This is a genomic window from Dechloromonas sp. TW-R-39-2, from assembly GCF_016864195.1.
In the GTDB taxonomy this organism is placed as follows: Bacteria; Pseudomonadota; Gammaproteobacteria; order Burkholderiales; family Rhodocyclaceae; genus Azonexus.
Window position 1 is genome coordinate 1,946,405 of sequence record NZ_CP045202.1, and the last position, 21,362, is coordinate 1,967,766.

25 protein-coding genes and 2 tRNA genes are annotated in these 21,362 nt (G+C 56.0%); 18 read left to right on the top strand and 9 right to left on the bottom strand.

Translation table 11 applies throughout. The annotated features are described in order from the left end of the window. Positions 1-93: 93 nt before the first annotated feature. Both GBK02_RS09315 and GBK02_RS09320 read right to left on the bottom strand, forming a co-directional pair. On the bottom strand, positions 94-513 hold the full coding sequence (locus GBK02_RS09315) for a hypothetical protein (RefSeq protein ID WP_203466410.1): 420 nt from the start codon (positions 511-513) through the stop codon (positions 94-96). 41 nt (positions 514-554) lie between these two features. Further along, the gene (locus GBK02_RS09320; protein WP_203466411.1) at positions 555-857 is read right to left on the bottom strand and encodes a hypothetical protein; all 303 of its coding nucleotides are present in this window, start codon (positions 855-857) and stop codon (positions 555-557) included. On the opposite strand from GBK02_RS09320, the gene GBK02_RS09325 reads away from it, so the two are divergent. After that, positions 834-1,760: a bestrophin family protein gene (locus tag GBK02_RS09325; RefSeq protein ID WP_203466412.1), complete on the top strand. Its 927-nt coding sequence runs from the start codon at positions 834-836 to the stop codon at positions 1,758-1,760. The genes GBK02_RS09320 and GBK02_RS09325 overlap by 24 nt on opposite strands. Before the next feature lie 15 nt (positions 1,761-1,775). Here GBK02_RS09325 and GBK02_RS09330 read toward each other — a convergent pair whose 3' ends face one another. After that, positions 1,776-2,774, bottom strand: a complete 999-nt coding sequence (locus GBK02_RS09330; RefSeq protein WP_203466413.1) for a DHHA1 domain-containing protein — start codon at positions 2,772-2,774, stop codon at positions 1,776-1,778. Between the two features lie 2 nt (positions 2,775-2,776). Beyond that, the gene (locus GBK02_RS09335; protein ID WP_203466414.1) at positions 2,777-2,980 is read right to left on the bottom strand and encodes a SlyX family protein; all 204 of its coding nucleotides are present in this window, start codon (positions 2,978-2,980) and stop codon (positions 2,777-2,779) included. A 268-nt stretch (positions 2,981-3,248) separates the two neighbouring features. Between GBK02_RS09335 and GBK02_RS09340 the strand changes: the two genes are divergently transcribed. The 15 genes from GBK02_RS09340 (at position 3,249) to GBK02_RS09410 (ending at position 15,724) form a co-directional block, all read left to right on the top strand. Beyond that, a tRNA-Val gene (locus tag GBK02_RS09340) sits at positions 3,249-3,325 on the top strand. A 135-nt stretch (positions 3,326-3,460) separates the two neighbouring features. Continuing rightward, on the top strand, positions 3,461-5,377 hold the full coding sequence (thrS, locus tag GBK02_RS09345; protein WP_203466415.1) for a threonine--tRNA ligase: 1,917 nt from the start codon (positions 3,461-3,463) through the stop codon (positions 5,375-5,377). 26 nt (positions 5,378-5,403) lie between these two features. Then, the gene (gene infC, locus GBK02_RS09350) at positions 5,404-5,925 is read left to right on the top strand and encodes a translation initiation factor IF-3 (RefSeq protein WP_203469348.1); all 522 of its coding nucleotides are present in this window, start codon (positions 5,404-5,406) and stop codon (positions 5,923-5,925) included. Between the two features lie 90 nt (positions 5,926-6,015). Further along, the gene (rpmI, locus tag GBK02_RS09355; protein ID WP_203466416.1) at positions 6,016-6,213 is read left to right on the top strand and encodes a 50S ribosomal protein L35; all 198 of its coding nucleotides are present in this window, start codon (positions 6,016-6,018) and stop codon (positions 6,211-6,213) included. 11 nt (positions 6,214-6,224) lie between these two features. Next, positions 6,225-6,584, top strand: a complete 360-nt coding sequence (gene rplT / locus GBK02_RS09360; protein ID WP_203466417.1) for a 50S ribosomal protein L20 — start codon at positions 6,225-6,227, stop codon at positions 6,582-6,584. Between the two features lie 139 nt (positions 6,585-6,723). Further along, positions 6,724-7,770: a phenylalanine--tRNA ligase subunit alpha gene (gene pheS / locus GBK02_RS09365; RefSeq protein ID WP_203466418.1), complete on the top strand. Its 1,047-nt coding sequence runs from the start codon at positions 6,724-6,726 to the stop codon at positions 7,768-7,770. Continuing rightward, complete coding sequence (gene pheT / locus GBK02_RS09370; protein ID WP_203466419.1) at positions 7,767-10,151, top strand: phenylalanine--tRNA ligase subunit beta; 2,385 nt, start codon at positions 7,767-7,769, stop codon at positions 10,149-10,151. Before pheS ends, pheT begins: the two co-directional genes overlap by 4 nt. 14 nt (positions 10,152-10,165) lie before the next feature. After that, the gene (locus GBK02_RS09375; RefSeq protein WP_203466420.1) at positions 10,166-10,468 is read left to right on the top strand and encodes an integration host factor subunit alpha; all 303 of its coding nucleotides are present in this window, start codon (positions 10,166-10,168) and stop codon (positions 10,466-10,468) included. Then, entirely contained in the window at positions 10,452-10,829 is a 378-nt protein-coding gene (locus tag GBK02_RS09380) for a MerR family transcriptional regulator (protein ID WP_203466421.1), read from the top strand. The genes GBK02_RS09375 and GBK02_RS09380 overlap by 17 nt, the downstream gene beginning before the upstream one ends. Before the next feature lie 35 nt (positions 10,830-10,864). Continuing rightward, a tRNA-Pro gene (locus tag GBK02_RS09385) sits at positions 10,865-10,941 on the top strand. Positions 10,942-11,108: 167 nt separating this feature from the next. Continuing rightward, positions 11,109-12,275 (top strand): ABC transporter substrate-binding protein, encoded by a 1,167-nt coding sequence (locus GBK02_RS09390; RefSeq protein ID WP_203466422.1) that lies wholly within the window; start codon positions 11,109-11,111, stop codon positions 12,273-12,275. Positions 12,276-12,388: 113 nt separating this feature from the next. Next, positions 12,389-13,321, top strand: coding sequence for a branched-chain amino acid ABC transporter permease (locus GBK02_RS09395; protein ID WP_239002956.1), 933 nt, complete (start codon positions 12,389-12,391; stop codon positions 13,319-13,321). After that, complete coding sequence (locus GBK02_RS09400; RefSeq protein WP_203466423.1) at positions 13,322-14,269, top strand: branched-chain amino acid ABC transporter permease; 948 nt, start codon at positions 13,322-13,324, stop codon at positions 14,267-14,269. Further along, the gene (locus tag GBK02_RS09405) at positions 14,262-15,017 is read left to right on the top strand and encodes an ABC transporter ATP-binding protein (protein WP_203466424.1); all 756 of its coding nucleotides are present in this window, start codon (positions 14,262-14,264) and stop codon (positions 15,015-15,017) included. The genes GBK02_RS09400 and GBK02_RS09405 overlap by 8 nt, the downstream gene beginning before the upstream one ends. Then, positions 15,014-15,724, top strand: a complete 711-nt coding sequence (locus GBK02_RS09410) for an ABC transporter ATP-binding protein (RefSeq protein WP_203466425.1) — start codon at positions 15,014-15,016, stop codon at positions 15,722-15,724. The genes GBK02_RS09405 and GBK02_RS09410 overlap by 4 nt, the downstream gene beginning before the upstream one ends. Positions 15,725-15,740: 16 nt before the next feature. Here GBK02_RS09410 and GBK02_RS09415 read toward each other — a convergent pair whose 3' ends face one another. Further along, positions 15,741-16,274: a response regulator transcription factor gene (locus tag GBK02_RS09415; protein ID WP_203466426.1), complete on the bottom strand. Its 534-nt coding sequence runs from the start codon at positions 16,272-16,274 to the stop codon at positions 15,741-15,743. Continuing rightward, positions 16,271-17,530: an ATP-binding protein gene (locus GBK02_RS09420; RefSeq protein ID WP_203466427.1), complete on the bottom strand. Its 1,260-nt coding sequence runs from the start codon at positions 17,528-17,530 to the stop codon at positions 16,271-16,273. Before GBK02_RS09420 ends, GBK02_RS09415 begins: the two co-directional genes overlap by 4 nt. An 86-nt stretch (positions 17,531-17,616) precedes the next feature. Here GBK02_RS09420 and GBK02_RS09425 point away from each other — a divergent pair, with 86 nt between their 5' ends. Together GBK02_RS09425 and GBK02_RS09430 are read left to right on the top strand one after the other, a co-directional pair. Continuing rightward, positions 17,617-18,279: a c-type cytochrome gene (locus tag GBK02_RS09425; protein WP_203466428.1), complete on the top strand. Its 663-nt coding sequence runs from the start codon at positions 17,617-17,619 to the stop codon at positions 18,277-18,279. Then, positions 18,276-18,626, top strand: a complete 351-nt coding sequence (locus GBK02_RS09430) for a hypothetical protein (RefSeq protein ID WP_203466429.1) — start codon at positions 18,276-18,278, stop codon at positions 18,624-18,626. The genes GBK02_RS09425 and GBK02_RS09430 overlap by 4 nt, the downstream gene beginning before the upstream one ends. Here GBK02_RS09430 and GBK02_RS09435 read toward each other — a convergent pair. Genes GBK02_RS09435 through GBK02_RS09445 form a run of 3 tightly spaced genes read right to left on the bottom strand, consistent with a single transcriptional unit; the run spans position 18,619 to position 21,360 of the window. Beyond that, a complete protein-coding gene (locus tag GBK02_RS09435; RefSeq protein WP_239002957.1) occupies positions 18,619-19,170 on the bottom strand; it encodes an isoprenylcysteine carboxylmethyltransferase family protein in 552 nt (183 codons plus the stop codon). The genes GBK02_RS09430 and GBK02_RS09435 overlap by 8 nt on opposite strands. Position 19,171: 1 nt before the next feature. After that, positions 19,172-20,473 carry a M18 family aminopeptidase gene (locus tag GBK02_RS09440; protein ID WP_203466430.1) on the bottom strand — a complete coding sequence of 434 codons (1,302 nt, stop codon included), beginning with the start codon at positions 20,471-20,473 and terminating at the stop codon, positions 19,172-19,174. Then, positions 20,470-21,360 carry a triacylglycerol lipase gene (locus tag GBK02_RS09445; RefSeq protein WP_203466431.1) on the bottom strand — a complete coding sequence of 297 codons (891 nt, stop codon included), beginning with the start codon at positions 21,358-21,360 and terminating at the stop codon, positions 20,470-20,472. The genes GBK02_RS09440 and GBK02_RS09445 overlap by 4 nt, the downstream gene beginning before the upstream one ends. Between the last annotated feature and the right edge of the window lie 2 nt (positions 21,361-21,362).

The window sequence follows — 21,362 nt, forward strand, 5'->3', positions numbered from 1 at the left end:
TTAGTGGGGAAGCTGCACTCATTGCTGCTTCCATGACCTCTATTTTAGTTCCGATTTCGGAACAGTCAAGGGGTTTCGGAAATTATTTCGGTGTCAGAATGCAGTAGGTGTCAGGTTCAGTTCTCCGCCGCCACTTAAAGAAATCCTGAATGATCGTTTCTCGCCGAGTTTGATAGTCATTCCTGTCTCGACGATTCCTGTTTTTATCCCGCAAATCCCATTTGTCTTGGCGCTTAAGATGTAAGCCCCGGGCGGTAGCCAGACAACGGCCTTTTCTGTCTTGTAAATATCGGCCACCGGGGCGCCGTCAATGAACACCTTTGTTGAGCACGGAACCCCGAAACTATTGTCGCGCTTGATAGTCACTTCGGATGTTCCTGGTGACGAGATGAACAATCGACCGTTGATGCGCTGTTCCGCAGGGATATGCGACGATTCGTCATTCGACATCGGTTGCGATGCGCAGCCAAACAAGGTGACTACGATACTGGCCAGTAAGAGAGTGTTTTTCATCAATAAACCTTACCAGACTGGCGATCTGTGCGAAATATCACTTATTGGATAGCGTTCGTCGCTGGCGGAGGCTGATAAAATGACCGGAAGTTGTAGTAGTGGTGGGCATGTTTCAGCTTTTGATTTGGTTCGGTTCCCGCTGAAATTTTTAAGCAAACTCCCCATTTTTTACGCACGTCGCCTTGAAACGACGGTTTGTAGCGGTTCACGTGGCCCTTCTTGGGCACCAGTCGCATATTGCGATTGGCATGGTAATTTTCAGAGGCCGCTTTAATCCGAGGATTGGCGGCCTTTTTGATTCTGTTCAGAGTTTCTGCGCCATGATCATCCGTCCGCGTCACCATTGGTTCCGACTCCTTTTCGTCTGGCGAGGCTCGGTCCTGCCGGACATCATCGGGCGCCTGTTGCTGGTCCTGTTTGTTTCCATCCTTGCCGTACTCAGTCGTGAGTGGTGGATGGGCGCGCATGCCGATTCGGCCTTGAGCATTCCGCCGTTTACCTTGATGGGCGTGGCGCTGGCCATCTTCCTCGGTTTTCGCAACTCGGTCAGTTACGAGCGTTTCTGGGAGGCGCGCAAGCAGTGGGGCGGTTTGCTGGTTGCCGCGCGCACTCTGGTTCGTCAAGTGGGGAGTGTCACGGTCGACGGTCAAAAACCGGTATTTTTGCTGTCCGTTGTCCGTGCTGTTTCGGCCTTTGCCTTCGCACTTAAACACCAGTTGCGCCAGAGCGATGCGAGCCATGATCTTGCCCTGCGGCTCGATGAACCTTTGCTTTCCCAGGTCAATCAGGCTGCTTTCAAGCCGCAAATCATTCTTCGTGCCTTGAGTGACTTGCTGGCCGATGCGGCCCGGCAAGGCGCATTGAGTGAAACGCAATGGCTGGCGATCGATAAAACCCTGACCGTCCTGGGGGACACATCAGGTGCTTGCGAGCGTATTGCCAGCACGCCGATTCCCTACACCTATCGTGTCTTGATGACGCGCACGGTGATGGTTTATTGCATGTTGCTGCCCATTGGCCTGGCAACCAGCATCGGTTGGCTGACACCATTGATCGCCACTTTTGTCGCTTACACCTTTCTTGCGCTGGAAATTATCGGCGAGCAGATCGAGGAGCCTTTCGGTACCGAGCCCAATGACCTGGCGCTCGATGCCATGTGCCATACCATCGAGTTATCGGTCTGCGAAATGGTCGGCGCCGATGTGCTGGGAGAAGCGCCGCAGGCCAGAAACTTTATTCTGACCTGATGTCTCGGTCAGTCTTCAGGGCTGGCCGAGTATTTCCGTGATAAATTGCGCAAGCGGCAGGCGGAAACCTGCGGCATTCGGATGTCCTCCGCCGTTATAACGACTGGCAATCCGGGCGACATCAAGACTGCCTTTTGAACGTAGTGACACCTTGGCATCCCCGTCGCCGGCCAATTGCCAGATCAGTGCAAAACCGCCTGTTTTTTCCGCCAGTCGGTTGCCGAGTTCCGAGGCAAAAAGCCCGTTGGCGTTGATGGCCACGCCGCTCAGCGCATGCCAGCTCTGATTTTCGCTACTGATGACCGGTTGACCGTGACGGACCGCCTGCAAGGCATCGACAGGCTCGCCGCGCAGGCGGGCGGGCATGACCAGGCGACTATTGGCCAGCAGATCGATTTCCTTGTTGAAAAAATGTTCGATGGCACGTCCTGCAAGCAACATTTCACCGTAGCGTACGCTTTCTGTCGTCTCGATTTCGGTAAGCAAGGTAGACCAATGCGCCAGATCGAAGGGCTGGAGGCGCAGGGCGTGGCAAAAGGCGTGCGTGCCGGGCAGGGCGAAGCGCCAGAGATCCTGGTCTTCTATATGCTGAAGTGCCAGCGGCAGCGGTTTACCCGGATGGAAATATTCCCAGCCAAGGCGAGCGCCCGATTTGTTCAGGTCGAAAATCAGCTTGAGCGGCAGTTTGTCGTGCTGGTAGCTTTCAAGTCCATTTTCATCGCAAGTCAGGAGGTCGGCCCACGGTTTTCGGGCGGTGCCGTGATGGTCGATCTGGGTTACCGAGGCGGCGATGGCGGCCATCGATTCGAGTGCTTCCCGGGGAAATGAGAAATCGAGTATGAAAACCCGATGTCCGGCAATTTCGGCCATTTCCCAAGGTTGACCGTGGTGCATCGGCCGAAAGTGGCTTGACGGGCCAAGCTGGCATGCTGCTGCATAGGCGGCTCCAAAGCCATCAAGGCAGTCGGCGTGATAGATGACGGTGGTCGGGTTGCCGGGTTGCTCGTTCGCCATTATTAATAGTGCGGCGGAATTTCGTCGCGCAGGCTGTGCTGGTGTTCGTTAGGTTGGGCTGTTTGAACCTGTTCACGCAGCGCCCTGATCTGGGCGATCAGCAGATCGATCTGCTGTTGTTGCCGATAGACGGTACGGTTGAGTTCATCGACCAGGTCTTCGGTGTAACTGATCTTGATTTCGAGTTCGGTGATTCTTGATTCCACGGTTTTTCCCTGGTTGATAACTGTATTTTGACTTGAGGGAGCGAATATTACTGTCTTGGTCTTTGCCTGTCCCGTTTGTTGATGCATGAAATGCCAACTGTCTGGGTGAAGCAAAAAAACTATTGTTTATCCGATAATTAGAGTTCGTCAGGCAAGTTTTTTCTGTTCCTCTGAGGTATTCAAATCCTCGTTGTGCCGCACTAAATCAGTGTCTTTGGTAAAAAAGTGTTGACGTCCGGAAAATTAAGTCTATAATGGGCACCTCTTTAGGCGGTTAGCTCAGTTGGTTAGAGCGCCACGTTGACATCGTGGAGGTCGTTGGTTCGATTCCAATACCGCCTACCAAATTCCTAACGGAGCAAATTTGATGTTTTTCCGAACTAGCCTGTTTGCTGTTCAGAATTAATAATCGAGTTTGCATTCGTTTGATCAAAAAAGTGCGGCTCATACCCGCACTTTTTTTTCGTCCAGAGTTCTGCCATGCCTAATATCAAACTGCCCGACGGTTCCATTCGTTCATTTGAGCAAGCGGTCACGATTGCCGAAGTCGCTGCCAGCATCGGTGCCGGTCTGGCCCGTGTTGCACTGGCGGGTAAGGTTGATGGCGTTCTGGTCGATACTTCTTTCCTGATCGAGCGCGATGCTGATCTGGCCATCGTCACCGATCGCGATGCTGAGGGTCTTGAGTTGATCCGCCATTCGACGGCGCACTTGCTGGCGTATGCCGTCAAGCAACTCTTTCCTGATGCCCAGGTAACGATTGGTCCGGTCATTGAAAACGGCTTTTACTACGACTTCGCCTACAAGCGCCCGTTTACGCCGGAAGATTTGGTGGCGATTGAAAAGCGCATGGCTGAACTCGCCAAGAAGGATATTCCGGTCAGCCGTGAAGTCTGGGCGCGCGACGATGCTGTCAAGTTCTTCCTTGATCAGGGAGAAAAATACAAGGCTGAGTTGATTGCTGCCATTCCGGCTGATCAACAGGTTTCGCTCTATCGCGAAGGTGATTTTGTTGACCTTTGTCGCGGCCCGCACGTGCCGACCACGGCCAAGCTCAAGGTCTTCAAGTTGATGAAGGTGGCCGGCGCCTACTGGCGCGGCGATCATCGCAACGAACAATTGCAGCGCATCTACGGTACGGCCTGGGCCAAGAAGGAAGATCTCGACGCCTATCTGCATATGCTGGAAGAGGCTGAGAAGCGCGATCATCGCCGCCTCGGCAAGCAGTTCGATCTATTTCATATGCAGGATGAGGCGCCGGGTCTGGTTTTCTGGCACCCCAAGGGTTGGGCGGTCTGGCAGGAAATCGAGCAATACATGCGTGCCGTTTATCGCAATAACGGTTACCACGAAGTGCGCTGCCCGCAGATTCTCGACAAGACTTTGTGGGAGAAGTCGGGCCACTGGGAGCATTACAAGGACAACATGTTCACGACTTCGTCGGAAAATCGCGATTACGCGGTCAAGCCGATGAACTGTCCGGGTCATGTCCAGGTATTCAATGCCGATCTGCGTTCTTATCGCGAGTTGCCGCTGCGTTACGGCGAGTTTGGTTCGTGTCATCGTAACGAGCCGACTGGTGCGCTGCATGGTTTGATGCGCGTGCGCGGCTTCGTGCAGGATGATGGCCATATCTTCTGTACCGAAGATCAGATCGAGGCCGAAGTGACCGCCTTCAATGCGCTGGTCAAGAAGGTCTATGCCGATTTTGGCTTCAATGACGTTGCCGTCAAGCTGGCTTTGCGTCCGGAGAGTCGTGTCGGCTCCGACGAGGTGTGGGACAAGGCTGAAAATGCGTTGCGTCAGGGCTTGCGTGCTTCCGCACTCGAATGGACCGAGTTGCCAGGCGAGGGCGCTTTTTATGGTCCGAAGATCGAGTTCCATATCAAGGATGCGATTGGTCGTTCCTGGCAGTGTGGCACCATGCAGGTCGACTTCTCCATGCCGGGTCGTCTCGGTGCGGAGTATGTTGCTGCTGACGATACGCGCAAAGTCCCGGTCATGTTGCACCGCGCAATCCTGGGTTCGCTGGAGCGTTTCATTGGTATTTTGATTGAGAACTTCTCGGGTGCGCTGCCACTGTGGTTGGCGCCGACCCAGGCAGTTGTGCTGAATATTTCTGAAAAACAGGCCGATTACGCCGCGGAAGTTGCACAAAAGCTGCATCAGGCGGGCTTCAGGGTCGAGTCGGATTTGCGTAACGAGAAGATTACCTATAAAATCCGCGAACATAGCTTGAACCGGCTGCCTTATCAGCTCGTTGTGGGCGATAAGGAAAAAGCGGACGGACTGGTAGCCGTGCGTACTCGCGGTGGTCAGGATCTTGGACAAATGTCCGTAGATGCCTTGATCAAGCGACTTCAGGAAGAAGTCGCGGCGCGGAGTGGCACGGCTTAATTTTTGTTGTTTTCGGGGGTTTTACCATAGCTCAGAACAAGGCGCATCGCCTCAACGAGGAAATCACGGTTCCGGAGATTCGTCTCCAGGGCGCTGAAGGCGAACAACTCGGCATTGTCAATATTCGTGCTGCACTGCAAATGGCAGAAGAAGCAGGTGTTGATCTCGTAGAAATCGCACCGATGGCCAAGCCGCCGGTTTGCCGGATCATGGATTACGGCAAGTTCAAGTATCAGGAACAAAAGCGAGCTCACGAAGCCAAGTTGAAGCAGAAGCAGGTGCAGGTGAAGGAAATCAAACTTCGCCCGGGTACCGACGAAAACGATTACCAGATCAAGCTCAGGAACATGACGCGTTTCCTGGAAGAAGAAGACAAGGTCAAAGTGACCCTTCGCTTCCGTGGTCGCGAAATGGCGCATCAGGAATTCGGTATGCGCCAGCTGGAACGTATTAAGGCAGACCTCGAAGCAGTCGGTGTGGTCGAGCAGATGCCGAAGATGGAAGGGCGCCAGATGATCATGATCATTGGGCCGGCCAAAAAGAAGTAATTAGTTGTAGCAGTACCTATAAGTGCCTTCGGGTAGAGCAAGCGTTCCCGCCGGGAACCACCTGACAGCATGTCATTAAGGAGCATCTAAATGCCCAAAATGAAGACCAAGAGCAGCGCCAAAAAGCGTTTCTCCGTTCGCGCCGGTGGCAGCATCAAGCGCGGTCAAGCCTTCAAGCGTCACATTCTGACCAAGAAGACCACCAAAGTTAAACGTCATCTGCGCGGTTCCGCTGCAGTTAACGAGCGCGACGTCGCATCCGTCCGCGCCATGATGCCCTACGCATAAGGAGATAGAAGATGCCTAGAGTTAAACGTGGTGTAACGGCGCGCGCGCGTCACAAGAAAATTCTCGTTCAGGCCAAGGGTTACCGCGGTCGTCGCAAGAACGTATATCGCGTCGCCAAGCAGGCGGTAATGAAGGCTGGTCAATACCAGTATCGTGACCGTCGTCAAAGGAAGCGCCAGTTCCGTTCCCTGTGGATCGCCCGTATCAATGCAGCAGCTCGTGAGCTGGGCATGAAGTACAGCACCTTCATGAACGGTCTGAAGAAAGCCAATATCGAAGTTGACCGCAAGGTTCTGGCCGATCTGGCCGTCTTCGATCAGCCGGCATTTGCTGCTCTGGCTGCTCAAGCCAAGGCACAGCTCGGCGCCTGAGCTCAAGCGTAATCAAAAAAAGGAGGCGCAAGCCTCCTTTTTTAGTTTCGGCCGCCGCTTTGCGGCTTCACGTCGGCTACGCCGATATGAGCCTTCACTGAAACGTGCGTTTTGTTGGTGGTTTTGTTGGTGAAAGTTTATGGATACTCTTGATCAAATCGTTAGCGAAGCCCAAGTGGCATTTGCTGCCATTTCTGACCCGGATGCGCTGGAACAGGTAAAAGCCCGTTTTCTCGGCAAGAGCGGCCAGATCACCGAGCTTCTCAAAGGTTTGGGCAAATTGCCGCCCGAAGAGAAAAAAACTGCCGGTGCCGCAATCAATGTTGCCAAGACGGCTGTCGAAGCTGCGCTGAACGAACGCCGCGAGGCGATTCGCAAAGCTGCGCTCGAGGCTCGTTTGGCTGAAGAGGCATTGGATGTCACGCTGCCCGGTCGCGCTGAAGCGCGCGGTAGTTTGCATCCGGTTACACGTACCCTCGAACGTATCGAGTCGCTGTTCCGCTCCATTGGTTTCGAAGTGGCTGACGGTCCCGAGATCGAGGAAGATTTTTTCAATTTCACCGCAATGAACACGCCAGAGGATCACCCGGCACGTTCGATGCACGATACTTTCTATCTGCAGAACCCGGATGGCACGGTAGCTGACAAGGTGTTGCTGCGGACGCATACCAGTCCGATCCAGGCGCGTTACATGAAGGCGCATGTCGAGCGCTACGGTCAACTCGATAAAATGCCTGAAATCCGCATCATCGCGCCAGGTCGCGTCTATCGTGTCGATTCCGATGCGACGCATTCGCCGATGTTCAATCAAGTCGAAGGCCTGTGGGTGGGTGAGGGCGTTTCCTTTGCCGACCTCAAGGGTGTCATTGCGGATTTCCTGAGGAGCTTCTTCGAGACCGAAGATCTCAAGGTTCGCTTCCGTCCCTCCTTTTTCCCGTTTACCGAGCCCTCCGCCGAAATCGACGTTGCTTTCATGAGCGGCCCGCTCGAGGGTCGCTGGCTGGAAATCGCCGGTTGCGGCATGGTGCATCCGGATGTGTTGCGCATGGGTGGCATTGATCCGGAAAAATATACCGGTTTTGCTTTCGGCTTCGGTCAGGATCGCCTGACCATGCTGCGCTACGGCGTCAATGACCTGCGCCTCTTTTTTGAAGGTGACCTCCGTTTCCTGAGGCAATTCGCATGAAATTCTCCGAATCCTGGCTGCGTACCCTTGTCGACACCCAACTGTCGAGCGAGGAACTTTCCCATCTGCTGACCATGGCCGGCCTCGAAGTCGAGGGCCTGGAACCGGTTGCACCGCAATTTAACGACGTTGTCGTCGGTCATGTGCTCGAAGTCGTCAAGCACCCTGATGCTGATCGCCTGAATGTCTGCAAGGTTGATACCGGCCGCGGCGAACCGACGACCATTGTCTGCGGCGCCCCTAACGTTGCGGTTGGCTTGCGTGTTCCGTGCGCTTTGCCTGGTGCCAAGTTGCCGGGCGATTTCACCATCAAGATTGCCAAAGTGCGTGGGATCGAGTCCTCCGGCATGCTCTGCTCGGCCAAGGAGCTTGGTATCGCCGAGGAGGCCTCCGGTCTTTTAGTCTTGCCCGTGGATGCTCCGGTTGGTCAATCGATTCGCCAGTATCTCGAACTTGATGACCAGCAGTTCGAACTCAAGCTGACCCCGAATCGGGCCGATTGCCTGTCGTTGACCGGTGTGGCGCGCGAAGTTGCGGCGATTGCCGGTGCACAGGCCAAATTGATCAATGTGCCGGAAGTTGCTGCAACCATCTCCGATCAGCGTTCGGTCATCCTTGAGGCGCCAAGTGCTTGTCCGCTTTATTACGGTCGCGTTCTCAAGCATGTCGATGCCAAGGCGCCTACGCCTGAGTGGATGAAGCGCCGCCTTGAGCGCAGTGGTATCCGCTCTATTTCTGCATTGGTTGATGTCACCAATTATGTGATGCTTGAGCTTGGTCAGCCGTTGCATGCTTTTGATAACACCAAGCTCGATGGCGCCGTGCATGCCCGTATGGCCAAGCCGGAAGAGAAGCTGCTGCTCCTGAACGAGCAGATCATTTCGATCGATGCGGATGTTCTGGTTATTGCCGACGACGCCAAACCGCTGGCCATGGCCGGCATCATGGGTGGCGAGGAAAGTGGCATCACACTGGAAACAACAGAGTTGTTCCTGGAGTCTGCCTTTTTTGCCCCCAAGGCGATTGCCGGTCGGGCGCGCCGTTATGGTTTTGGCTCCGATGCTTCCCACCGTTTCGAGCGCGGTGTCGATTTCGGCGGTGCTCGCCGCGCCATTGAGCGCGCGACCCAGTTGATCATCGACATCTGTGGCGGCTCGGCTGGTCCTGTGGTCGAGGCCAAGGCAGGGTTACCTGAGCGCAATCCGGTCCGTCTGCGTTCTGCCCGCGCATCCAGTGTTATTGGCATGGCGTTCTCGCCTGAGCAAATTGCGACGCTGTTCAACGGCCTTGGGCTGCCATTCGTCCGCGAAGGCGACGATTTCCTGGTGACGCCACCAAGCTGGCGTTTCGACATCGAGGTCGAGGAAGACCTGATCGAAGAAATCGCTCGTCTGCATGGCTATGACAATATTCCATCGCCTGCACCGCGCGGCAATATGTCGATGATGGTGCAAGTCGAGGCGCAGCGCCCGGCTGCGCGCGTACGTCAGGTACTGGTCGACCGTGGTTATCAGGAAGTAATCAATTTTGCTTTCGTCGAACAGGCCTGGGAGGCTGATTTTGCTGCAAAAATCGAGGAGGTTGACCTGATTCGTCTGGCTAATCCGATTGCCAGTCAGATGGCTGTGATGCGGTCGACGTTGTTGGGAGGCCTGATTTCAAATTTGCAGACCAACCTCAAGCGCAAACAAAATCGTGTTCGCCTGTTTGAAACAGGGCGCAGTTTTCACCGTGTTGCAGCAGGTTCGCCGGTGGTGGGCTTTGACCAGCCCTGGAAATTGGCTGGCCTGGCCTATGGCACCGCTTTGCCCGAGAGCTGGGGGGCTGATTCGCGCAAGGTTGATTTTTACGATGTCAAAGGTGACTTGGAGGCCTTGCTTGCTCCGGCTACCTTGCGCTTCGAGAAAACATCGCACCCGGCTCTCCATCCGGGGCGTTCGGCTAAAGTATGGTTTGATGGAAAAGAAATTGGCTGCCTCGGTGAATTGCATCCGGAGTGGGTGCAAAAATATGATCTGCCGGTTGCGCCAGTCTTGTTCGAGCTCGATTTTTCCGCAGTCAAGGCTGCCAGCGTCCCGGCTTATGCCGAGGTTTCAAAATTTCCATCAGTCATTCGCGATCTTGCCGTTGTTGTGGATCAAAGTCTTCAGTTGCAAACTTTGCTGGACGGTCTGAAAGGGCAGTTGTCTCCCTTGGTTCTGGATATTCAATTGTTCGATGTTTATGTCGGCAAAGGGGTGCCTGAAAACAAGAAAAGTCTTGCATTCCGGGTAGTTATGCAAGATACTCAACGCACTTTGCTAGATTCGGAAGTTGATGCTGCTATGCAGCAACTGGTGTCTTGTCTCGAACGGGCATTCGGTGCTCAACTGCGTGCCTGATGGAAAAAACAACGATGACGCTCACCAAAGCCGAACTCGCTGACCTGCTTTTTGAGAGGGTTGGCCTCAATAAACGCGAAGCCAAAGATATGGTTGAAGCGTTTTTTGAGGAAATCCGCAATGCACTCGAAACAGGCGATGGCGTGAAGCTTTCCGGTTTTGGCAATTTCCAGTTGCGCGACAAACCGCAACGTCCCGGACGCAACCCCAAGACTGGTCAGGAAATTCCAATTACTGCACGACGTGTAGTAACGTTTCATGCCAGTCAAAAACTGAAATCTGACGTTGAACTGGCTTGTGATGGAACCGCGGCTTAAATCCCCATCTGGCGACGAACTGCCGCCGATCCCCGCAAAACGCTACTTCACCATTGGCGAAGTCAGTGAGTTGTGCGGCGTGAAGCCGCACGTGCTTCGTTACTGGGAGCAGGAGTTCAACCAATTGAAGCCGGTCAAGCGTCGAGGAAATCGGCGCTATTACCAGCATCATGAGGTCTTGCTCGTACGCAGAATCCGGGAGCTTCTCTATAACCAGGGCTTTACGATCAGCGGTGCTCGCAACAGGCTGGACGAAGGACCTGCAGCAACTGCTGGCTCGGGTGAAAAAGCCGAGCTTGCAAAGGGTTCGGGGAGTTTGCGCGATGACTTGCAGTCGATAATTGCGCTGTTGCAGCTTTGATTCTTTTTGTTTCTCCCGTATAATGTACGGCTTGTCGGGGCGTAGCGCAGCCTGGTAGCGCACTTGCATGGGGTGCAAGGGGTCGCGAGTTCGAATCCCGCCGCCCCGACCAAGAAAAGTGAAACAAGCAGTTTAGCCAACCTCAGGGTTGGCTTTTTGCTTTGTGGCTGCACCATCGTGATGCATGCATAGTTGGTCGTTCGTCGTCGTTTCCGATATTCGATATTGCCTTGTTTCATGAGCTACAATCAGCCGCTTTACGCCAACCCGGAGATTGTAATGTCGCTTCGCCTGACTGCTCTTGCTGCTGCTTTGATACTGGCTGGTTCTGTTCATGCTGCCAGTTCGATCAAGGTTGGCTTGGTGTCTACGCTTTCTGGTCCAGGTGCCGGTCTGGGGGTCGATATCCGCGACGGGTTCAACCTGGCGATGAAAAACCTCAACGGCAAGCTCGGGAATTTGCCTGCTGAAGTGCTCGTTGCCGATGACCAGCAGAATCCGGATGTTGCCAAGCAGGCGGCTGACAAATTGCTGAAGAGGGATAAGGTCGATTTCATGACCGGCATTGTCTTCTCCAACATCATGCTGGCTGTCGGTCCGACGGTCTTCGAAAACAAAACCTTTTATATCTCGGCAAATGCTGGTCCATCGCAATATGCGGGTGATCAATGCAATCCATTTTTCTTCAACGTTGCCTGGCAAAACGACAATTTGCATGAAGCTGTCGGTAAGGTCGTGCAGGATAAAGGTTACAAGAACGTTATCATCGTGACGCCTAATTACCCTGGCGGTAAAGACGCTGTTTCCGGTTTCAAGCGTTTTTACAAGGGCAAGGTTGCCGATGAGATTTATACCAAGCTGGGTCAGCTTGATTACGCGGCCGAACTGGCACAAATTCGTGCTGCAAAGCCGGATGCCCTGTTTTTCTTCCTGCCGGGCGGCATGGGAATCAATTTTGTGAAGCAATTTGTTGCCGCAGGGTTGTCACGCGATACGCAGTTATTTGCACCGGGTTTTTCGGCGGATGAAGATGTCATCAAGGCGGTTGGTAATTCCATGCTGGGCATGTTCAACTCGTCGCATTGGGCGCACGATATGGACAACGCTGAAAACAAGCGGTTTGTTGCCGATTTCCAGCGTGAATATGGCCGCCTGCCTTCGCTCTATGCGTCGCAAGGTTACGACGCTGCCTTCATGATCGATTCGGCGGTAAGGGATGTGAAGGGCAATGTCGAAGACAAGGCTGCTTTGCAGAAGGCGCTGGAAGCCAAGCGTTTCAAGTCGGTCCGGGGTGATTTCAAGTTCAACAATAATCACTACCCGGTGCAAAACTATTATCTGCGTGCCATCGGCAAGGATGCTCAGGGCCGTGTCACGAACAAGACGATAGGCACCATCTTCAGCAATCATGCGGACGCTTACGCGACGCAGTGCAAGATGAAATGATGTATCCCTGAGGCTCATCATCGCAGGATGTCGAGTACTGCCGTCGTTTGTTGTTAAGGCACTTTTGATTTTCCCCTCTGTGCCAGGGAGGGGAACTGCCTTAAGCCTATTCCTTGTTTTTTTCTCCTGACATGACCCAGCTTTTCCTTGAGCAGGCCCTCAATGGCCTGCAATTCGGCCTGATGCTGTTTCTTCTTGCCGCCGGCTTGACGCTGGTTTTTGGCATCATGGACTGCATTAATCTGGCCCATGGGTCGTTGTACATGATTGGAGCCTATCTGGTGGCCGCTTGTGCCCAGGCTGCGGATTCATTCTGGATCGGGCTGGGGTGCGGGGTTGGCGCAACTGCCGTGATTGGCTTGTTGCTAGAACTGGCCTTGTTTCGCCAGCTTTACAAGCGTGATCATTTGTCTCAGGTACTGGCCACTTTCGCCCTGATTCTGATTGCCAATGAGGCCGTGCGCATGATCTGGGGAGCTCAGCCCGTCATGCTCAATCCACCGGATGCTTTGGCCGGACCAGTCGAGATCGCGGGTTTCTTTTACCCCGCATATCGCCTGGTATTGATTGCCTTTGGGCTGGCTGTTTCCGGATTGCTTTACTTGCTTGTGGCCAAAAGCCGTATCGGCATGTGGGTCAGAGCCGGTGCCTCCAATCGGGAAATGACGGAAGCGCTGGGTATTAATGTGCGGCGTTTGTTTACTGCAGTCTTTGCCTTCGGTGCCGGGCTTTGTGCCTTGGCCGGCGGCTTGCTCGGGCCCCTGTTGGCGGTTCAGGTTGGCATGGGTGAGGGGGTTCTGATTCTGGCTTTTGTCGTGATCATCATTGGCGGGATTGGGTCGATTCGCGGGGCGCTCGTCGGTAGCTTGATCGTTGGCACGGTCGACACGCTGGGGCGGGCACTTTTGCCCTTGCTGCTGCGTGCTGCGCTGCCCGCCGAGGCTGCCTCGACGCTCGGTCCGGCCATCGCCTCGATTCTGATTTACTTGCTGATGGCCGCCATTCTGTTTTTTAAACCGCAGGGCCTCTTTCCGGCGCGTGCATAAATGGCTTTTTATCGTCCTGCCCGTTGGCAAAAAAACGCATCCCTGGTCACCTTGCTGATCTTGCTGGTTCTGCCAACCATTCTGACTGCGCTTGATCAGGCGTTCTACATCAGCTTCGCCACACGCATGCTTGTTTTTGCGCTGGCAGCGACCAGTCTCAATCTGGTGTTGGGCTTTGGTGGCATGGTATCTCTTGGGCATGCTGCCTTCTTCGGGACTGGCGCTTATGTTGCGGCACTGTGCCTGCAGGCGGGGATTAGCGAAGGTTTGCTGGTATTTCCTCTGGCCATGGGCGTCGCCGGATTATTTGCGCTGCTGGTTGGCAGCATCAGTCTGCGTACCCGGGGCGTCTACTTCATCATGATCACCCTGGCTTTTGCCCAGATGGCGTACTACCTCTTCGTTTCCGCTGCCGTTCTCGGTGGCGATGATGGTTTGTCGCTGGGTGGGCGCATGTCGATTGCTGGCTTCAGCCTGTCAGGCGATGCTTCCTTGTTCTATGTCGCACTTGCAGCCCTGGCGTTGGTGATGTTTTTGTTCCGGCGTTTGGCAGAAGCCAGGTTTGGGCGTGTTGTGCAGGCGATCCGGGAAAATGAAACGCGAATGGAAGCGCTCGGCTATCCGGTTTTTCGTTATCGTCTGGTCTGCTTTGCTTTGGGCGGAGCCCTGGCCGGTCTGGCCGGCGCCTTGCTGGCCAACCAGACCGGGCTGGCCAGCCCGAATTTGTTGCAATGGGTTCAGTCCGGCACTTTGCTTGTGATGGTGATCATTGGCGGCGTTGGCTATCTGTATGGCGGCGTCGTGGGGGCCGGCGTCTTGCTGGTGCTGGAAGAGGGGTTGGTTGGCGTGACGGAGCACTGGCATATTATTTTGGGATTGCTATTGCTCGGCATTGTGCTTTTCGCACCCAAAGGCGTAGCAGCGCTTTTTGCGAGGTCACATGACTGAGCTCTTGCTTGAGGTGCGCCGGTTATCAAGGCGCTTTGCTGCCATCGAGGTATTGAAAGCGGTCGATTTCAATGTCACGGCGGGTGAGGTCCATGCACTGATCGGCCCTAACGGAGCGGGTAAAACAACTTTTATTCACCACGTATCCGGTGCCTTGCAAGCCGATTCGGGGAGTATCCATTTCGCCGGTCGCGAGGTGACAAGGCAAGCCATGCATCAGCGCGTTGGCGCCGGCATGGCGCGTTCCTACCAGATCACCAATGTATTCCTCGGCCTGAGTGTGCTGGATAACGTGCAACTTGCGGTTCAGGGCAGGGCTGATACCGGAAGCAGCTTCCGTTTTTGGCAGCCGGTGCGGAACGAGCGTGCATTGTTCGATGAGGCAGAAAACTATCTTGAGCAAGTCGGCCTGATCCCCAAAAAAATGGTGATGGCCGGCCAGCTCTCGCATGGTGATCAGCGGGCGCTGGAGTTGGCCATGGCGCTGGCGACCCGACCCAAATTGTTATTGCTCGATGAGCCGATGGCTGGAACTGGGCCGGAAGAGTCGTCACGCATGGTCGAATTGATCGAACATCTTGCTCGCCATGTGACGATATTGCTTGTCGAGCATGATATGGATGCGGTTTTTCGGCTTGCAGATCGTATTTCCGTATTGGTTAACGGTGAATTGATCTGCACCGGTACGCCAGACGAAGTTCGCTCCGATCCTGCTGTTCGTCGGGCATATCTGGGAGACCATCTGTGAGCAAGCTGCTGGAGGTCGGTGCACTTGAGGTTGCCTACGGCGCCAGCCAGGTTTTGTTTGGCATCGATTTGACGATGGATGAGGGGGAAGTCGTTACCTTGCTTGGGCGCAACGGGATGGGCAAGACGACAACCTTACGCACGCTGTGCGGCTTCGTGCCATGCAAGGCGGGCGAGATCCGCTTTGCCGGCCAGAGTATTGTTGGCTGGCGCCCCGACCGTATTGGACGGGCCGGTATTGCCCTCGTACCCGAGGGGCGGCAGTGTTTTCCGAATCTTACGGTCGACGAGCATCTGGTGGCTTTTTTCGCCAATCGCCGGCATTCGGCGGCCGCATGGACTCCTGCCAGGATCTACGAATTGTTTCCTCGGCTCAAGGAAAGAGCGAGGAATCTCGGTAACCAGCTCTCCGGTGGCGAACAGCAAATGCTGGCAATCGGCCGGGCATTGGTGACCAATCCGCGGTTGCTCATTCTTGATGAAGCGACCGAAGGATTGGCGCCGCTCATCCGCGAGGAAATATGGGCTTGCCTTGCCCGTCTGCGCGATGCGGGGCAGAGTGTTCTGGTCATCGACAAGTATGTCGAAAAGCTGCTCCCGCTGGCCAGTCGCCACACTATCCTGGAGCGTGGCCAGGTTGTCTGGCAGGGATCATCCGCTGCACTTGATGCGGATCACGCGATCTGGCATCGCTATCTCGGCATTTAGAAAGGCGTGAGCCGAGTCAGGTCTTGACTGGCCGTTTCGATAATTTGCGCTGCAATGTGCGGCGATGCATTTTCAGGGCGCGGGCAGTTGCTGAAATATTGCCTTCATTTTCGTTGAGCACGCGCTGGATGTGTTCCCATTCAAGCCGGTCGATCGAAAGAGGCTCATCGGAAACGGGAAGGTCGAAATCCGGCATGTCGTCGTCTTCGAATGCTCCCAGAATGGCTTCGATTTCAACCGGCTTGGCGAGATACTGGATCGCGCCGAGCTTGACTGCGTCGACTGCAGTTGTGATGCTGGCATAACCCGTCAGCACAATGATGCGGCAGTCAGGATTGATGCCGAGTAGTGCCGGAATCAGGGCCAGGCCGGAGCTGCCGTTGAGATTCAGATCGAGAATGATGCGCCGGGCACCCGATTCACGTGCAAGCTGCAACGCTTCGGCCGCATCCAGAACCCCGCGGGCCGGGTATCCCCTGCGTTCCATCGTGCGTACCAGGATGGCGTTGAAACTGGGGTCGTCGTCGATTACCAGGGTAATGTCATTCATTGGTTTGTCTGCGGTAATTCGATGCGGGCAAGTGCGCCGCCATCTTTGAGGTTGCTCAGGGTCAGTTGGCCGCCCAACTGCTGGATGGCCGTGCTGGTCAGCATCAAGCCGATGCCGCTTCCGCTTTCGTGTGCAGGGAAGCTGGTATGCCCGCCATTTTTGAGAACGTCATCCGGAAAGCCGGGGCCGCGGTCACAGATATCAATCGTCAAGCGGCCAGGTGACCAGCCGAGCCGGATTTCAAGTGGTTCATCGCTGGCATTTGCGCCATTGTTCAAAAGGTTGAGAAGTGCCTGTTCGAGCCGTGGGTCGGCAAATATTTCAGGGGCCGGGCCGTCGCTGGTGAGGGTCATGCGGCTGCTGGCATTCGGCCGAGTGGCATGCCACTGCTGACGCAGGCCGTTGATCCAGCGGTCGACCGGCTGGAAATGGGCATTTTCCAGTCGTTCGGCGCCGGCTTTGCGCGACAGCCCGGTGATGATCTGCTTGCAAGTGGCGATTTGCTGGCGGAGCAGGGCAATATCTTCACGGCAAGCCTCGGAAAGTGAATTGTCGTGGATCAGTTCGCCGGCAATCTGCGACATGGTGGCGAGCGGAGTGCCGAGTTCATGGGCGGCTCCTGCGGCCAGCGTTCCCATGGCCGTGATGCGCTCGTCGCGCAGGGCTTGTTCGCGGGCAGTGGCCAGCTCGGCGTCGCGCTGTCGAATCAGGCGTGTCATGCGAACGACAAACCACGCAATCATCAGCGCGGACACCGAGAATGTCAGCCACATGCCAACCAGATGCAGCCGGGTTGCCCGTGTTGCATCCGGCATGGCCAGGGGGATGTAATAGACCATCAGCGCGGAGTAACTGCCGACGGCGATGGCGCCGATGGCCATGACGCACCGCACCGGCAGGGTCAGTGCTGCAATGGCGACCGGCGGTAGAAGGAGGGAAACCAGTGGGTTCGTTGCTCCGCCGCTAAAGAAAACAATCGCGCTCAGTGCGCCGATATCCAGCAGCAACTGGGAGAACAACTCGCCGGGTGTTGCGCTGCCTGCCTTGAGGACGCGCCATTGGATCATGCTGTTGAGAACGGCTGCGACAGAAACGATGGCGAGCAACGGCCATTGTGGCAGTGGGATGTTCAGTGCGCCGGGAACGATCATCACGAGCAGCGCCATGCTGGCGAGAACAACCCATCGGCTGGCGACCAGGCGACGCAAGTTGGCCAGATGGTCGGTGCCGTCGGCGGTGCAGGAGATAAATGGCATGGGGCGAATTATGCGTGATTTGAGTCAATTTTCTGTCGCTAACAGCGTGCGACAATTCGTCGCATCGGATTCTGGAGTGGTGTCGCATGCGTTTTCGTTTACTTTTCCCTGTGCTTTGCGCGGGCTTGCTATTCGGCTTGCCGGCTGCCGCGGTCGACCTCGAAAAAGGCAAGGAAATCAATGGAACCTGTGCGGCGTGCCACGGCGACCAGGGAGCCGGCGGGAAAAAAGGAGAATATCCGCGCATTGCCGGGCAGCGTGCTGGTTATCTGGCTAGCCAGCTGAAGAGCTTTCGGGCGCGGACGCGGATCAACATTCCGATGTATCCCTACACGCAGGAACGCGAATTGTCCGATGAAGATATCCGCGATATTTCTGCCTATCTTTCCGGCATCGAACTATCGACCAAGATGCCGACCTTCGCCGGCCACGAAGATGCGCTGACTCGCCTGCAGATGGTCGACAAGGTAATGATCGTGCCGCGCGTCGAGGGCAATATCGAGCATGGTGAAAAAATCTACCAGAAGCAGTGTGCGGCTTGTCATGGCAAGGCCGGCAAGGGCCGGGGCATGTTCCCGATGCTCGTTGGGCAATACTCCAACTACCTCAAACGGCAGATTGACCTTTACCTCAAGGGCGATCGTCCGCACGACGAGGAAGGAACGGGCGGTCTGCTCACCCAGTTGAAGGCTGACGATATCCAGGATGTGCTGGCTTATCTGACCTCGATTCAGGAGACCGGAGAATGAAGCGCTTGAGTCTGATTGCTTGCAGTTTGCTGGTGGCTCAGAGTGCCTGGCCACATGCCCATGCCGGGAAAATCGATGACAGCATGCCGGATGCCCAGAAGATCCGTTTTTGCGAGCGGGTTCGCGATTTTGCGTTGCAGTCCTACTATGATCGTGAAAAAGGTCGTCCGGCCAAGGTGTTTGTCGAAGATGGCGGTGATGGTGCGCGCATCACCAATTACGTCATCAAGCGGATCTACGAGGAGCCCCAGATTTCCAGCCCGAAAAAGGCCGAAACCTTTGGTCGGGCAACCTGCAATGAAATGATGGGTACCAAATTCGAGGTGCCGCAGGGCGAGGCTAAATAAGCCAGGGAAGAAACATCCGGGTACGCTTCATGTAGTCAGCGTAGTCCGGACCGAAAAATTGCAGGCATTCCTGTTCGTCGGCCTTGGCGGTGAGGAACAGGAAAAACGAGGTCAGGCTGGCAATTGCACTGCCAGCCCAGCCCGGATCCTGAAAAAAAGCGCCCCAGGCCAGTGCCAGCAGCGAGGCGTACATCGGGTGACGGATGTAGGCAAAGATGCCGCAATCGACCAGCTTGGTCGTTTTTTCAAAATCGTAGAGTGCCGTGTCCTCGCGTTGTTCGCCGGCCTTGCCTTCTTCTTTCAGAACGGCGTAACCGTGGGCGACCAGGAGAATGCTGCCGAGCATCAGCAGCCAGGAAACTATCTGGTGGGGCGAGAATGGAGATTCTCCCCAAGGTTCATGATTGAGAACAAGTAGGGCCAGGATGCCTTCCCAGGCGAAGAAGCGGTAGAAGCCATGCCGGCCCGGTTTGACGATGGCCTTGCGCGACAGCCAGAGCAGAATGGCTGAACCGACCAGGAAAGTAAGCAGATCACGCATCATTTCAGTCCGCCAGTGCCGTCGTCATGGCGGCAATCATGTAGCCGTGATCAAGTACGCCGGCACTTTCGCGAATGCTGTGCATCGACCACATCGGGGCGCCGACATCGACGCTGGGGATGCCCAGCTGTGCCGCGAGAATCGGTCCGATCGTGCTGCCACAGCCAAGGTCCGTACGGTGTGCGTACTGCTGGCAGGGAACACCGGCTTTGGCACAAATTGCCATGAAGCGTGCGGCGGTATCGGCGTTGGTGCTGTAGCGCTGGTTGGCGTTGGTTTTGATGACTGGGCCGGCGTTGACCGTGGCACGGTGGCAGGGTTCGTAAGCGCCCGGAAAGTTCGGGTTCCAGGCGTGTGCCATATCGGCACTGATGAAAAAACTGCGTGCCAGCATGCGGCGCTGATCTTCGGCATCCAGTCCGGCGCAGCCCGCAATGCGATTGATGACATCGCCGGCAAAACTGCCGCTGGCGCCGCCGGCGCTTTCGCTGCCGACTTCCTCGTGATCGAAAAAGGCGCAGATGCAGCTTGCTGCCGGGTTTTTCGTGGCAAGCAGGGCGCTCAGCGCGGCGTGGCAGGAGGCCAGGTTGTCGAGCTGGCTGTCGGCCACGAATTCGCGGTCGACGCCCCAAAAAGCACCTTTTTGCGTGTCGTAAGCATTCAGCTCCCAAGTCAGCAAATCTTGCGGGGCGACACCGAGTACGTCGGCAATCGGCTGGCGGAAGCGATCATCCGCCTTGTTCCCGTCGGTGACGCCAAGGATGAGGGGAAGTTCGGTCTGCTTGTTGAATTTGAGGCCGCTTTCGTTGACCTCGCGATTCATGTGAATGGCGAGGTTGGGCAGGCGCAGCAGGGCTTCGTCAAATCGTACGAGATGGCTTGTAAAGCCCTCGGCCGTGCGGACATTGACGCGCCCGGCAAGCGACAGGTCACGATCGGCAAATGTGGCGAGAATCGGCCCGCCATAGACTTCGACCCCCAGCCGGATCATCCCGGCAGCGTCCTCCGCCGGCTTGGGCTTGATGCGCAGGCCGGGTGAATCGGTGTGGGCGCCGATCAGACGCAGGCCGGTTTCGGCTGCTGGCTGGTGGCCGACGATGAAGGCGATGATCGATGAGCCGCCACGAATCACGAAGTAACGGCCGCCGGGGGTGAGTTGCCAGCGGTCGACCTCGTCCAGACGGCAAAAACCGGAAGCCAGCAGACGCTGCTCGCAGGTTTGCACGGCATGCCAGGGACTGGGGCTGGCATCGATGAAAGCCAGAAGATCTTCGGCTTGGCTACGTGCGGCGGCGGGAATGTTCATTGGGTCTTATTTCCTTCGGAACAGCAGTCAATCAGAAGGGTAGCGACTTGCCGGTCGTAGAGCATCGCCAGATGACCGACCGGGGGCAGTTCGATGTCGCGTGCGCCGGCCAGGCGCTGATTATCCTGCGGCATGATGTAATTGTCGTAGGCATTGCGCAGGCTGATCGTCGGCCCATTGAGCGGCTCGCCGGCCATGTCGCTCAACCACAGCGAACCGGGTTCCATTTCACGTGCATTGCGGCCGAAACCGAGGCGAGCGAGTTCAGTTCCATGGTGCGGGGTGGCGAGCGTCAGCAGGCGGCTGACCCGGTCGCGGCCATGCCGGGCGAGGTAGGAACGACAAATCAGGCCACCCATGCTGTGTGCCAGCAGTTGAACCTGCGAGCTGCCGGTGGCCTTGCAGAGCGCTTCGATACGGGCATTGAGCAGAGGTTCCAGCTTGCCCAGCGAAGCATAGGGGGGCGTCAGGCTCAGACTGGCAACGCTGTGGCCGGCTGCTTCAAGCCGTCTACGCAGTAGCCACCAGACACCCCGGCTGCATCCGTAGCCGTGTACCAGCAGGATTGGTTCTTGGCCGGTGCGCGGTCGGTCGGCCGGCATCCACAAGCGCTCAAACGGTAAAACAAGGATGAAAGTGAACAAGAAGGCGGCATATTCTTCCAGCATCAAGCGAGCGGTCCGTCCTGCACCAAGCCGCGGGGCTGGTGAGGCAAAGGCCATGCCAAACATCCAGGTAATGGCAACAATGCCGGCCCGCATGCCGAGTATCCCGCCGACCGCTCCGGCCGCGGCATAAGCCCAGTCCGCCTGAAGACCGAGCCGTGCAATGGCCAGGTAGAGCGCGGTTTCGAGCCCAATCCAGATCAATAGCGACAGCGGGACCATGG

Excerpts from the sequence above, each read along its gene's own strand:
- GBK02_RS09315 (WP_203466410.1), bottom strand. The coding sequence starts at position 513 with ATGAAAAACACTCTCTTACTGGCCAGTATCGTAGTCACCTTGTTTGGC.
- GBK02_RS09325 (WP_203466412.1), top strand. The coding sequence starts at position 834 with ATGATCATCCGTCCGCGTCACCATTGGTTCCGACTCCTTTTCGTCTGG.
- GBK02_RS09320 (WP_203466411.1), bottom strand. The coding sequence starts at position 857 with ATGGTGACGCGGACGGATGATCATGGCGCAGAAACTCTGAACAGAATC.
- GBK02_RS09330 (WP_203466413.1), bottom strand. The coding sequence starts at position 2,774 with ATGGCGAACGAGCAACCCGGCAACCCGACCACCGTCATCTATCACGCC.
- thrS (WP_203466415.1), top strand. The coding sequence starts at position 3,461 with ATGCCTAATATCAAACTGCCCGACGGTTCCATTCGTTCATTTGAGCAA.
- rpmI (WP_203466416.1), top strand. The coding sequence starts at position 6,016 with ATGCCCAAAATGAAGACCAAGAGCAGCGCCAAAAAGCGTTTCTCCGTT.
- rplT (WP_203466417.1), top strand. The coding sequence starts at position 6,225 with ATGCCTAGAGTTAAACGTGGTGTAACGGCGCGCGCGCGTCACAAGAAA.
- pheS (WP_203466418.1), top strand. The coding sequence starts at position 6,724 with ATGGATACTCTTGATCAAATCGTTAGCGAAGCCCAAGTGGCATTTGCT.
- pheT (WP_203466419.1), top strand. The coding sequence starts at position 7,767 with ATGAAATTCTCCGAATCCTGGCTGCGTACCCTTGTCGACACCCAACTG.
- GBK02_RS09375 (WP_203466420.1), top strand. The coding sequence starts at position 10,166 with ATGACGCTCACCAAAGCCGAACTCGCTGACCTGCTTTTTGAGAGGGTT.
- GBK02_RS09380 (WP_203466421.1), top strand. The coding sequence starts at position 10,452 with ATGGAACCGCGGCTTAAATCCCCATCTGGCGACGAACTGCCGCCGATC.
- GBK02_RS09390 (WP_203466422.1), top strand. The coding sequence starts at position 11,109 with ATGTCGCTTCGCCTGACTGCTCTTGCTGCTGCTTTGATACTGGCTGGT.
- GBK02_RS09400 (WP_203466423.1), top strand. The coding sequence starts at position 13,322 with ATGGCTTTTTATCGTCCTGCCCGTTGGCAAAAAAACGCATCCCTGGTC.
- GBK02_RS09405 (WP_203466424.1), top strand. The coding sequence starts at position 14,262 with ATGACTGAGCTCTTGCTTGAGGTGCGCCGGTTATCAAGGCGCTTTGCT.
- GBK02_RS09415 (WP_203466426.1), bottom strand. The coding sequence starts at position 16,274 with ATGAATGACATTACCCTGGTAATCGACGACGACCCCAGTTTCAACGCC.
- GBK02_RS09420 (WP_203466427.1), bottom strand. The coding sequence starts at position 17,530 with ATGCCATTTATCTCCTGCACCGCCGACGGCACCGACCATCTGGCCAAC.
- GBK02_RS09425 (WP_203466428.1), top strand. The coding sequence starts at position 17,617 with ATGCGTTTTCGTTTACTTTTCCCTGTGCTTTGCGCGGGCTTGCTATTC.
- GBK02_RS09430 (WP_203466429.1), top strand. The coding sequence starts at position 18,276 with ATGAAGCGCTTGAGTCTGATTGCTTGCAGTTTGCTGGTGGCTCAGAGT.
- GBK02_RS09435 (WP_239002957.1), bottom strand. The coding sequence starts at position 19,170 with ATGATGCGTGATCTGCTTACTTTCCTGGTCGGTTCAGCCATTCTGCTC.
- GBK02_RS09440 (WP_203466430.1), bottom strand. The coding sequence starts at position 20,473 with ATGAACATTCCCGCCGCCGCACGTAGCCAAGCCGAAGATCTTCTGGCT.
- GBK02_RS09445 (WP_203466431.1), bottom strand. The coding sequence starts at position 21,360 with ATGGTCCCGCTGTCGCTATTGATCTGGATTGGGCTCGAAACCGCGCTC.